Genomic DNA, 12,440 nt, shown 5'->3' with positions numbered 1-12,440 from the left:
GTTCCGGATTTCTTGGTGGCCATGGCGAGTCCGTCAGACGGTGGCGGGCGCGAGAAGGCCCTGGATGAGTTTCGCGAAGTCGGCTTCGAGGTCGTGTGCCGATCGGAACTCGGCGAAGGCCCAGCGACCGTACGTCCCGAGCGCATTCACGCCGGGCACCCATTGCGTGGTCATCGTATCGGCCTTGACCACGGCGTCCTCGCCGCGGAACCCCTTGATCTCGACCACGAGGTTCAATGGGTCCTCCCGGCCATCATCGATACGCACGATGAAGTCAGGCCGGTAGTGCCGCTGCGTGCCGCCCAGGCGGTACGGCACCTCGAAACCCATGCTGTGGTTCTTAGCGTAGGCCAGCACATGCGGATGCGCCTCGGCAACGCGGCAGAACTCGGCTTCCCAGTCGCTGTCATACACCACCCAGTTCACGTGGCTCTTGGGTGGGGGGCCTTGGGTAGCCCACAAGGTCTGCTTGGCTGTAGTGAAGTTCACCTGCCGTGTACTGCCGGTGGGGTTGAATGGATCGAGCACCACACGCACTGCGTTTGTGCCGGCCAGCGTCGCGCTGATCGCGGAGTGAATCCGCTCGCAAGCCATGTCGGTGATCTCCTGATGCATCACCTGCGCCTTCCAGGTGCCACCGCTGCTCTTGAGGTGGTCCCGCACCCATTCCTGCGCGATGCCCTTGAGCTGGCCGAACAGGTGCAGCTTCGGGTCTTGGCCCGGATCGCGGTACTTGCGATACAGCAGGTGCTTGGCCAGGTGGAAGGCGATCGAGTTGTCGCGCGTGTCTTCCAGGTGTTGCACGGTCAGGTTCACGCCCTCCCCCACGATGCCCAGGTTCTGTGTCGTGGATGGACCCACAAGATCGGGCGTGAGGGTGAGGCCGGAGTTCGTACTGAAGGTCGCCTTCAAGCGCTCTGCCGGCAATTCCACCCGATAGCCATCGACTCGCGGGAAGCGGATCTCCAACGCATCGCGCTCGGGGCTGATGGCCTGCACGCGTGTGGTCTTCACCGGCGGCTTGGGCGGCACCACGACAGGCTTGGCCGCGAAGTCGAAGGGTATGCCCAGCACGTCGGCGTATTCCACGTCGAACTTGTCTTCGGCGTTCAACGTGTAGCTCTGGCGGCGCAGCGCGCGACCCACCACCTGCTCGCACAGCAGCTGCGTACCGAATGCCCTCACTCCCAGCACGTGGGTCACGGTGTTGGCATCCCAGCCTTCGGTGAGCATGGACACGCTGACGACGCAGCGGATGCCCTCGCCCAGCCTGCCAGGCTTGCCCACGGTATTCATCACCTCGCGCAGCAGGTCGGCGTCGGTCAGCTTGTCGGCCGCTGCGCGGTCGCCTGTGCGTTCCATGATTTCGCGGCGAAAGCGCTCGATCGTGTCGGCCTCGATGTCGCGGAAGCCGGGGTCCAGCGCCTCGCCGGATTCCAGTTGCTCGCTGTCGATCAGCAGCGTACGTGGCCGTGCCAACTTCTGGCCGTTGTCGTCGTAGTTGCGGAACAGCTTGAGGCGACCGTTCTCAAGGGTGGTGCCGCCGGTCTCATTGGCGCGCTCGAAGCCCGAGACGTAGTCATAGACCAGCTTCGATGTCGCCGTGTTGTTGCACACCACGATGAACACCGGAGGCACCTCGATGCCCTGGGCCTGCCAGCTGTCGAAGATCTTGGCGTAGTGGCCGTACAGGGCCTCCAGCGCGGTGTACAGCTCGGTCGGCAAGGCCAACGGGTCCAGCTTGCCGGCAGTGCGCACGCCCTTCTTCGGCATGCGCTTGCCGATGTGGTCCCACAGGTTGCGGAACTTCGGCGCGTCCGCGCCGGTGATGTTGTCCGCCACCGGCACGCGCGGCAACTTGACGATGCCGCATTCAATGGCGTCCATCAGCGAGAAGTCGCACATCGTCCACGGGAACAGCGTGCCTTCGGCATAGCCCGAGCCGCGCAGGAAGAAAGGTGTGGCCGACAAGTCGAACACTGTCGGCACGCCGAGCTTGCGCTTCACGGCCTCGATGCCACTGATCCACAGCCGCGCGGCTTCGTTGTTCTTCTTCGCCTCGTCCTTGTCGTCACCCTTGAGGTCTTCGAGGTCGGCCTCGGCTTCCTTCGGCTTGGCCCGGTAGCAGTGGTGGGCTTCGTCGTTGATGACGAGCACGTTCTTGATGCCCATGAGTTCGGGCATCACACGCTGCAGCATCTGGCCTTCGGTCTCCAGGGTCTGAATCGGTGCGCCTCGGCCTTGGAGCAACGCCCGGCCAGCGGCAGTGATATCCAAGGTCTCGCGCAGCTTGAAGGCGTGATAGTTGGTGATCACGATGACGGCGCGCTTGATGTCGCCGAGCATGTCGCCGGGCACGATCTCGCGGCTGGCGTAGTAGCTGTCCGGGTCCTGTGGCAGCAGCACGCGCAGACGGTCCTTGATAGTCAGGCCTGGTGCCACCACGAGGAAGCCGCGCGTGAATTGCTTGCTGGCCGGGTGGCGCACCGCATTCACGGTCTGCCAGGCGATGAGCATGGCCATGACGGTGGTCTTGCCTGCACCCGTGGCCAGCTTCAAAGCGATGCGGAACAGGTCCGGGTTGGACATCGCATTGGCGCCAGCCAGGTGCTCTCGAAACTTCTTGCCCGACGCCCCGAGCTTGGGGGCGACTTCGGTCAGCCAGATCGCCGTCTCGACCGCTTCAATCTGGCAGAAGAACGGCCGGACGCCCTGAAATTGGTGGTGCCGCCAGTGCTGCAGCAGGCGCGCGGTTTCGGGCGTGACCTGCCACTGCTGCGGATTCGGAAGCGCGCGCCAGGTGTCTACATAGCCGCGCAGCTCATTGATGATCGGTGTGGGGTCGTACTTCTGCTCGGCCGTGCTGAGGCCTTCGTCGTCGGCCGTCAGCTCCAGCTCGACCTGCACGGTCGGTCCCTTGGGTGCCTTGCGCTTCTTCGCCTTGGGGACGGGCGTGATCAGGTCCGATCGACGGCGTGATTCGATCAGCCGATTCGTTGGCTGACCGTCGGCGTCCAATTCCCAATGCCTGCCTGGGTAGGCATAGGGCGAGTTCAGGATCGGGTGTTCGAAGAATGTCAGCTGCATGGGCCTCCCTGGTTCGACCTGTCGCCCTGTACCGTAGAAATCAGGGCGTCGGTTCTTGATGGTTCTGCCGTTGGGACGCACAGGTTGCGTTACCCACGAGCTAGTGGCGAGCTTACCGGCTTGCCACTGTGAATCTTCCTGTGGAAATTGCTTTGGCGATCATGGCTTGGTGCCCTTCTTTCGCGGCAGCGGCTGGCCCGCCGGCGAGCCGGACGCGATATCGGGCCCTGGTGCATTCAAGGCATAGAACTCATGCAGCTTGGCAGCCAACATCTGCTTGTCTGGCAGTTGGGTCTGGTACTGGGCTACCAAGGCTGGCGAGAGGGAGCGGCTGAGGGCGTACTCGACCACCTCGCTGTCCTTGGACGCGCACAGGAGAACACCAATCGCCGGGTTTTCGTGAGGCTTGCGCACGTCGCGGTCCAGCGCTTCAAGGTAGAAGTTCAGCTTGCCCAGGTGCTCGGGCTCGAACCGATCCACCTTGAGCTCGATGGCCACGAGGCAGTTGAGACCCCGATGGAAGAACAGGAGGTCGAGCGCGAAGTCGCGGCCACCCACTTGCACCGGGAACTCCGAACCGACGAAGCAGAAGTCGCGCCCCAACTCGATGAGGAAGGTGCGAAGTTGGCCTAGGAGGCCGCTGTGCAAGTCGGCCTCGGTGTGGCCGGCCTGCAAGTTGAGGAACTCGACCGAGTAGGCATCCTTGAAAGCAGCCCCAGCGGCGGCGCCATGCATTTGTGTCAGCGCTGCCGACACTTTTGCCGGGCTGAGCACCGCACGCTCGAAAGTACCAAGGCTGTACTGCCGCTCTAGTTCCCGGCTGGTCCACTTCTCCTGCACCGCCAGGCGCAGGTAGAAGTCCCGCTCTTCCGGGCGCTTTGACTGGGTCAGGATGATCAGGTTGTGGGTCCACGGCAGTTGTGTCAGCAGCGCTGTCACATCCTTGTCGGCCGTGCTGTAGGCCTCGAAGAACTGCCTCATCCGAAACAAGTTTCGGCGCGTGAAGCCGCGCTGCCCTGGCATTGTTCGGGCGAGGTGCTGGGCCAAGCTGTCCACCACGCCCTCACCCCAGACGGCCGCGGCCAACTTAGCGCTGATGTACTCGCCAATGCGCCAGTACAGGCCGACGAGTTCGCTGTTGACTGCTTGGTAGGCCCGCTGCCGCGCCTGTTCGATCAGGCCAACGACCTCGGCGAAGGAACTCTCCACAGAGTCGGAGCTATGCGGTCTCTTCGCCACACGGCTGCTCGTTGTACTCGCCTTTGGACTTGGCCTCTTCGTGCTCACGTCAGGGCTCTCGGTTCATAGCGAACTCAAGCAGTTGCTTGTCGGTTACTTCACCGGGCCACATGGAGCTCGCCAACCACCTGAAGAATGAGCTGGCTGCGATGCGACTTCTCACCCCGTCCCGGCGCCAGGCTTTCGCGATGGGCGATGCCAGTTCGTTCAGTCGTTCATCCTCGAAGCGAGCGATGTGCCTGTCTTCTCGCCCTCTGGCATTTCCTCGAAGAGTGCCTTGGCCCGGCTTGACTGATGGTGCTGCCACTCTTCACGCAGGCGCTGGAGGCGCTCGTCGAAGCTTGGACGCGGAACAGCGACTTCAGCTGGTGGCCTACCGCCCTCCCCTTCGCCGGCATATTGCTTCTTCAAGGCATCGCGCAGGTACGCCGCGGGTGAATTCAGCGGTGGCAGTGAGGTGTTCTTCATGCGCAGCTCGACATGCTCCACCGCCGCGCGCAGCACACCTTCGTCCGTTACCGCGTACAAGTCCTGGGCGTCGCCACGCTTGAAGCCGATGGTGATAACCCGCTCGACCAGTTCGAGGTCAAAGACATTCTTGGCTGAGTCCCGCAGGCCCGATAGGCTTGCTTGAGGCTTCGGCAGCACGCGGAACTGCAGCTCTTCAACCTTGCGTCCACGCTTGTGTTCGACCACCTCCAGCCGGAAGTCCTCGCACAGCGTGTCCAACTCGACGAGTGCCTTCTTGATGGTGTCGCGGTGAAGGATGCGGTAGTCGACGGTCGTGATGTCGCTTCGGCCCGTCAAGACCGATGCCCACCAGATCACGTCCTCGCGCATCGTGAGCCGGCCAGGCGAGGTTAGATACCGCGCACCAAGCTCATAGAGGACCGAGGCCGCATAGCTCCGCATCTGTGAACTGATTTCTAGGAGCACGCGGGTGTACTGCGCTGGCTTGACGAGGCGGTCGCGAATGGGCTCTGGATAGGTCCACGTGATGGTGCAGGCCTGGCCGCGCCCAGGTTCATCGATGACCACGGGCCCAAGCAACTGGGTCGAGGTCCACTGGCGGGCGTTTCCGCCGCTGGTATGCCACTCGATGGTGGTGGCCTGCATGTCCCGGATGTGCGACTTCAACAGTTCGGTGTTGTTCGACGTGAAGCGCGCGTCGTCTATGAGTTCGGCCAGGAGAATGGAGTAGCTTGGCCGGTCGACCCCTTGCTGTTGTGCGTGGTACAGGAAGACGTTGTAGATCCGTCGCGACAGCAGGGTTAGCTTTCCGCGCTTGGGGCGGATCGCGATCGCCTCATTGGCTTTGGCAACCGACTGGTCGTCAGGGCGTGTCGCTACCTCCGACGATCTCGGTGATCTTTGCTTCGTCGTGACGAGAGGGAGTTCGTCGGTGTCCGGTTGCTCCATCGGAGCCCTTACTGAGACTGCTGTTCGCCATGTTGGCTCTGTATTGTGATTGTGTCAATTCACAATACAAAAGAGAGCCCCCGCCGGTGGCGCCTTGAGGGTTTGAGATTGAACACTTGAAAGCTTGAAGAGTTGGTGCGCCGAAAGATTGTTCTAGAACAAGGACTTAGGAGTAGATCGCCGAGGGGATATGGGCAACCGGCGGAGACTCTTTGGGGACCTCGAGGGAGGGGATATGGGGTTCTGGCGGTATGAAGTGGAGACTTTTTGGGGATGTCCGTGAGGGGACATGGGGATCTGGGCAACTTCGAGCTTCTTAGAGCGCAGATTGGTGGGTCTGGAGGCCGTTTGACCCGCCGTTACTTGCTGCGGTCCCCATAAAGTCTCACAGTTGTGGCCACGAACTTTGCCTCGGCCAGGTCGGTTCCCCAAAGACTCTCACAGTCGTTCTCGCGCAGGTTCTGCGTATTTCGCTCATTCGTCGATTCCCGGTACACTAGCCGAAATCCGACGAATCGAGGCGAAGAGTGGCAACATCGACAGCAGAGGCGAACGCGGCAGGATCAGGCGCTGGCAACCAGGTTGCCACTCCGGTGCCCTCCCCTTCAGTGTCGCCCAGGGCTTTGATCGACATGCGCCGAATCCAGGCGCTGGCGACACGAGCTTCGGGCATGGTCGAGCAGATCCGTGGGCGCCTTCTGGCTCCTGAGGCGCGCAAGATATCGCCGCTGTACTCGGCTGCACAGGTCGCGGCGCTGTGCGGCGTTGACAAGGCCCATGTCAACTACAGGATCTCCAAGGGAGACCTTCCATCCGGACGGCTAACGCCCACGGGCGGCAAGCGCGAGTTCAGTTTGGCTGAGGTCAGGCAGTGGACCCGTGCCTATCGACACGAGAAGATGAGGCCGACCGGTCAACGCGCGATCTGCATTGCCGTCGCCAACTTCAAAGGTGGTGTCTCTAAGACAACCAGCGCCATGATCTTGGCCCAGGGCCTGAGTCTTCGTGGGCATCGTGTCCTGGCCATCGACATCGATCCGCAGGGATCGCTGACAACTTTGCACGGCATCCTGCCTGAGGCCGAGGTCAGCGAAGAGATGACCATCGCGCCGCTTTGCAACGGTACCAGCGATGACATCACGCCAGCCATCCGATCGACGTACTGGGACGGGATCGATCTGGTTGCGGCTGCGCCCTTCCTGTTCTCCGCGGAGTTCGCCCTGCCCGCGCGCCAAATGCAGGAAGCTGGCGCGAGGTTCTGGGACGTCCTCAACGCGGGGCTCGAGCCCGTGCGCGATTTGTACGATGTGATCGTCATCGATACGCCGCCCTCGCTTTCGTACGTGACGATCAACGGCCTGTGGGCGGCCGATGGCGTCATCGTCCCCGTGCCGCCATCAGGCTTGGACTTTGCCAGCTCGGCGCAGTTTTGGTCCTTGCTTGCCGACCTTGGAACAAACCTGGACCAACAGGAGCCTGCGGGCGCGCAGAAGGTTTTTGACTTCCTGCACGTGCTTCTGAGTCGTGTGGACCAGGCCGACGCAGCGTCGCCAGCAGTTCGACAGTGGATTCAAGCGACCTACGGCGAGTTTGTCTTGCCAGTCGAGATCCCGAAGACATCGGTCACAAGCAACAAGTCGGCTGAGTTCGCGACGGTGTACGACGTTCAGAAGTACGACGGCTCGGCCAAGACCTACAAGCGAGCCATCGACACGTACGACCGATTCGTCGATCTCGTCGAGGAGTCCGTCGTCGAAGCCTGGCGAGCGCGAAGGGCGGCGGCGTGAGGCTCGGCGGCGGCTGGCAACCAGGTTGCCAATCCAATCGGCAGCCGTTGAACGGCGGCGCCGTGGCAACTTGGTTGCCACTCCAGGAGTCAGCCCGATCGGGGATGCTGGCGCAGACTTTTATCTCGAATGGCAACCAGGTTGCCACACAAGAAGGGCGCTGAAATGAGTACGAAGTCGAAGCTCCTCGCGATGACCGAGAACTTGCAATTGCCCGAGGACTCGCCAGCGAGTGCCGAGGCTCAGTGACCGCTCCGGCACCCACGCCCACGGAGGGACAACCCGTCGGCACCGCGCAACAGCCTACACCGAAGTTTCCGCCCGTCCCGACTGGCGGCGCGCCCAGGACCGGGCCAGGCCAGATGCTGCAGTTCCGCGGGCAGATGTTGGCCGTCGAGGGGGAGCTTGGGAAGCTTCGAGATCGTCTCAAGGAGCACGAAGGCTCAACCCCGACGCGTAAGCTCGATCCCCAAGCGGTCGTGCCCAGTCGCTGGGCGAACCGCCACCCAGCCTCGTTCAGCACTGCGGAGTTCGCGCGGCTGAAGCAGGACATCGAGCTCGCCGGCGGCAATGTCCAGCCGATCTCGGTTCGCGTGCTGATTGACCAGCCTGGCCGATATGAGATTGTCTTCGGGCATCGCCGTCACCGCGCGTGTAGCGAGCTAGGGATCCCGGTGCTGGCGACCATCGACACCAGTGCCGTGTCCGATCACGAGTTGTTCTCGGCGATGGATCGCGAGAACCGGGAGCGTGCGGACCTGTCGCCATATGAGCAAGGCACGATGTATCGCCGCGCCCTCGACGAGAAGCTCTATCCGTCCAATCGTCGGCTGGCTGAAGCGCTTGGCGTATCGCATACCTGGGTCGCAAACGTCCTTCTAGTGGCTGACCTTCCGGCGCCAGTCGTTGAGTGCTTCAGGTCGCCACTGGAGATTCAACACCGCCATGCGAAGAGCATCGCAAGTGCACTCGAAACGGACAGGAAGGGTGTCCTGCGCAGAGCAGAGAAGCTGCGGGCGCAAGAGCGTCCGAAAGCCGCGGCTGCAGTGGTCGCCGCACTCATTGGCACAGCCAATGAAGCTGCGGAGACGGCGCATCAGCCGCTAGAGGTCGACGGGAGACAGGTCGGGCGTTGGTCGAGAGATGGGGCAGGGCGCTTGATGGTTCAGATCGAAGCGGCCCACTTGAACGATGACCGGCACCTAGCCGTGCTGAAGTCGATTGCGGCGGCACTGAAGGTATAGGCCAATCGGGCCTGGCAACCAGGTTGCCAGACTTCGCATCCAGCGCAAGCACCAGCAGCGGTCGCAAGGACTGGCCAAGGGGTCGTCGCCCTCGAACTGCCTGTTGACTACCGCCACAGCCTGGCCCGAAATCTTGATCAAGTCGGCGCAGCCAGACCCAGCACCGCAGAACCCGCCCAACAGTCCGCGAACCGCCCGGCTGCCACAAGTAGCTGGTAGGCGAGCCGAACCTGCTCAGGCTAAGCGCGAGGGCCCCCTGGATCGTCGTAAGAGGCAACCCGGATCCAGGACCCCTCGGCCGAAGCCTACAAATGGCGATCAGTGCAATACATGATAAGTATCCTTATCACCATGCCGAAAAACGGGTGACAAATCAGCCTTTGCCAGGAGACAATCGGCCAAGTGCTTGATCCGCAAGGAGAACCGCTGTGGCCGGCCCGCTCGACATCGACGACGACATGCAGCGCATGGTGCTGCGCAAGGGCGAGGCCACCGCGAAGGGCGGCCACGCCTTCCAGCGGCTGCTGCAGCTCGCCGAAACCCGCGACTCCGGCCAGGTCCGGCGCGTCGCGCTCTTCATCGCTGCGACCTACAACGGCGAGGCCTTCCCCTTCGATCTGTTCGAGCTGCGCGCGGTCGACGAAGCCATCAGCGACGACATGCTGCTGTGCATCGACGCGCTGCGCTGGGGCCAGTCCGACCTGCACAGCCTGGTGCCCGACGGCGACCGACGGGTGAGGGCGGTGATCGAGCAGTGGGGCCTGAAGTGGCCCGAGGCGCAGTGACTGCCGGCCACCTTGGTGACTGACAGCTACCCGACCCCGCTTGACGACGCCGCGCTCGGCGCGACGTGGGCTGCAGCCTGGTCGGCGCTGGGCCGGCCGGCGCCGGCTGGATTGCAGGCCGAACTCATGACCGCCTGGTCGGAACCGCAGCGGCACTATCACGATCAACGGCACCTGCGCGAGTGCCTGGCGCTGTGGACGCGGTGGCGCGAGCACAGCCCGCGCGCGGGCGAGGTGGCGATCGCGCTGTGGTTCCACGATGCAATCTACGACCCCCAGGCGAGTAGCAATGAACTGAACAGTGCCGCGTGGGCGGCCCGGTCGCTTGTGCGTGCCGGCGCCGACAGCGACACGGCGCAGCGTGTGCACGACCTAGTGATGGCCACGCAGCACGACGCGCCAGCCACGCTCGGGTCGAGCCTGGACGCTCAGCTGCTCGTCGACATCGACCTGTCCATCCTCGGCAGTCCGGCGGAACGCTTCGAGCGCTACGACCAGGACGTGCGCAAGGAGTACGCGTGGGTGCCGGGCTTCCGGTATCAGGAGGCGAGGGCGCAGGTCCTGCAGAGCTTCCTCGACCGACCGCGGCTCTACCACGGCGAGCACGCGGTCGCGCTGCTCGAAGCGCAGGCCCGCATCAACCTGGCCGCCGCGCTGTCGCGGCTCGCGCAATGAACGCGCGCGACGACAAGGCGCTGGCCAGCCCGAGCCCGAAGCGGCCGAAGGCTGCACGGGCAGGGCAGGGCGCAGGTGCTCTGGCGCCGCTGTTCGGCACCTCGACGCGAACACCGACGCGCAGCCTCGCACCGGTCAGCGCCGCCCGGAAGCGCAAGCTGCACGTCGGCCACTTCGCGTTCATGCGCTCGGTCGTGCAAGGCCTCGATCCCCGCGAAAGCTGGGAGCGCTACTTCCGCGTCGAAGGCGAGGCCACCAACCAGCGCACCGTGCGCGCCACCATCGCCTGGATCCGCGACGAGTTCGCCGCAGCCGCGAAGCGCGAAGACCGCTTCGGCACCGCGCGCCTGGTGCGCATCGACGCGACCCGCATCGCCGACCCGTCGCTCGAACTGCCCAGCCTCGAAGCCTTCGCCGAAGCGCATGGACTCGAAGACGAGCGTCAGGCCGACCAGATCGCCGCCTTTGAGGCCGAGTACGGTCGCGCGACGCAGCGCCTGCGCCGGCGCGCCCGGCTGATCGCGCGCCAGCTCGAAGCGCTGCGCTGGCTTGAAAGCCTGGTCGCCCAGTCGCCGAAGGCCGGCGACTCGGTTGCGGCCTGGCTGAACCCGACGCTGGCCAGCCACCTGGAGGCGGCCGACATCTTCACGCTCGCCCAGCTGGTCGAGCGCATCAACGGTGTCGGGCGGCGGTGGCACGCCGGCATCAAAGCGATGGGGGAGGGCAAAGCCCTGCGCATCGTCGAGTGGCTGCGTGAGCATCAGGACAGCATCGAGTTGCAGCTCGGCCGCCATGTGGCGATGCCGCGCAGCAAGCTCTACGCGCACGAGCTGAACGCTGTGGTCCTGCCGGCCACCGACATCCGCCCGATTGAGAAGTTCCTCGTGCCGGCCGAGTTGGACGGCACGCGCGGCCTGTACCGCCGACCGCAGGCGCAGTGCCTGCTGAAGGCGACCAACGACTACCAGGCCATCCTCGCCTGGCTGCGCTCCAAGCATGGCCTCACCCCCGAGCAGAAGGCGCACCTCAAGGCGCGCCGGCGCCAACGGGACACCGGCGTCGAGCAGGGCATGGACTGGCTGCAGGCGCTTTCGAACACCCAGCGCGCCTACCGCAAGGAAGCCGAGCGCTTTCTGCTCTGGGCGATCACGCACAAGGGCAAGGCCTTGTCCTCGATGAGCAACGAGGACTGCATCGAGTACCGGGATTTCCTGGCCGACCCGCAGCCGCGCAGCCGCTGGTGTGGCGACCGCGGGCGTGAGCGCTGGTCGCCGCTGTGGCGGCCCTTCGAGGGGCCGCTGTCGGCCTCGGCGCAGCGGCATGCGGTGACGATCTTGAAGAACCTGTACGGGTTTCTCGTCGACCAGAACTACCTGATGGGGAACCCGTGGTCAGCCGTGGGCGTGCCACGAACTTCGGGGCCGAAGGTGAACGCGGGGCGGAGCTTCAGCCTGGCGCAGTGGCAGTTCATCGAAGGGCAGCTGAAGATGCTGCCTGCGACATCGGCGAACCAGCGGCTGACTTTCGGGCTGCACCTGCTCTATGCGACCGGGCTGCGGTTGTCGGAAGTTGTGGCGGCAACCGTCGATGATCTGCAGTGGGTCGAGTACCCGGCCGATGCGTCAGACGATCAGCCATGGAAGGCTGGCTGCTGCGGGTGATCGGCAAGGGGCAGAAGGAACGCGAGGTGCCGCTGCCGGCCGATGTGGTGGGTGAGCTGGCCAGGTACCTGGTTTCGCGGGGGCTCGATGCGGACCCGGAGGACATCGGCAACCAGGGGGCGTTCCTGCTCGGCAAGGCCAGCGACGCGGCTGAGCGCGCGCCGGGACTGAGTACCGGGCAGGTGATCGACCCGCGGCAAGGGATCGCCGCGACGACGTTCTACGACCAGATCAAACGCTTCTTTGAAGACTGCGCTGGCGTGCTGAGAGGGCAGGGCGACGCGAAAGGCGCGGAGCGATTCACTAAGGCCAGCACGCACTGGATGCGGCACTCGCACGCAAGCCATGCGATCGCGAGCGGCATGCCCATCGAGGTCGCGCAACAGAACCTGGGGCACGCGTCACTCGCCACCACGACGGTCTACGTCACCACCGAGAAACGCCGTCGAATGAAGGCTGTAGAGGCGTTCTGGAAGAGATAGCGCAAGCCATCCGACCGTTCGGTGTGCGACCGCTATCCGGCGGCTTGGCGCGAATCCTGGC

The 12,440-nt window shown here is 64.1% G+C and carries 9 protein-coding genes; 6 read left to right on the top strand and 3 right to left on the bottom strand.

Translation table 11 applies throughout. The annotated features are described in order from the left end of the window. Positions 1-33: 33 nt before the first annotated feature. The 3 genes from x551_RS04180 to x551_RS04170 all read right to left on the bottom strand — a co-directional run bounded on the left by x551_RS04180 (position 34) and on the right by x551_RS04170 (position 5,745). A complete protein-coding gene (locus x551_RS04180; protein WP_031943513.1) occupies positions 34-3,087 on the bottom strand; it encodes a DEAD/DEAH box helicase family protein in 3,054 nt (1,017 codons plus the stop codon). A 159-nt stretch (positions 3,088-3,246) separates the two neighbouring features. Then, the gene (locus x551_RS04175) at positions 3,247-4,296 is read right to left on the bottom strand and encodes a PDDEXK nuclease domain-containing protein (protein WP_216701299.1); all 1,050 of its coding nucleotides are present in this window, start codon (positions 4,294-4,296) and stop codon (positions 3,247-3,249) included. Between the two features lie 237 nt (positions 4,297-4,533). Next, entirely contained in the window at positions 4,534-5,745 is a 1,212-nt protein-coding gene (locus x551_RS04170; RefSeq protein ID WP_231497586.1) for a replication initiation protein, read from the bottom strand. 671 nt (positions 5,746-6,416) lie between these two features. On the opposite strand from x551_RS04170, the gene x551_RS04165 reads away from it, so the two are divergent. The 6 genes from x551_RS04165 to x551_RS26895 all read left to right on the top strand — a co-directional run bounded on the left by x551_RS04165 (position 6,417) and on the right by x551_RS26895 (position 12,379). Further along, entirely contained in the window at positions 6,417-7,532 is a 1,116-nt protein-coding gene (locus tag x551_RS04165; RefSeq protein ID WP_031943596.1) for an AAA family ATPase, read from the top strand. Between the two features lie 362 nt (positions 7,533-7,894). Then, complete coding sequence (locus x551_RS04160; RefSeq protein WP_031943595.1) at positions 7,895-8,776, top strand: ParB/RepB/Spo0J family partition protein; 882 nt, start codon at positions 7,895-7,897, stop codon at positions 8,774-8,776. Between the two features lie 428 nt (positions 8,777-9,204). Further along, the gene (locus tag x551_RS04155; RefSeq protein ID WP_031943594.1) at positions 9,205-9,561 is read left to right on the top strand and encodes a hypothetical protein; all 357 of its coding nucleotides are present in this window, start codon (positions 9,205-9,207) and stop codon (positions 9,559-9,561) included. Between the two features lie 15 nt (positions 9,562-9,576). Beyond that, positions 9,577-10,236 (top strand): hypothetical protein, encoded by a 660-nt coding sequence (locus tag x551_RS04150; RefSeq protein ID WP_036231475.1) that lies wholly within the window; start codon positions 9,577-9,579, stop codon positions 10,234-10,236. Then, entirely contained in the window at positions 10,233-11,897 is a 1,665-nt protein-coding gene (locus x551_RS04145) for a site-specific tyrosine recombinase XerD (RefSeq protein WP_031943592.1), read from the top strand. The genes x551_RS04150 and x551_RS04145 overlap by 4 nt, the downstream gene beginning before the upstream one ends. Then, a complete protein-coding gene (locus tag x551_RS26895) occupies positions 11,873-12,379 on the top strand; it encodes a site-specific integrase (RefSeq protein WP_031943591.1) in 507 nt (168 codons plus the stop codon). The genes x551_RS04145 and x551_RS26895 overlap by 25 nt, the downstream gene beginning before the upstream one ends. The last annotated feature ends 61 nt before the right edge of the window (positions 12,380-12,440 follow it).

It is taken from the genome of Methylibium sp. T29 (assembly GCF_000576205.1).
In the GTDB taxonomy this organism is placed as follows: Bacteria; Pseudomonadota; Gammaproteobacteria; order Burkholderiales; family Burkholderiaceae_C; genus Methylibium; species Methylibium petroleiphilum.
Note: the sequence above shows the minus strand (reverse complement) of the source record. Positions and strands in the feature narration are given on the sequence as shown.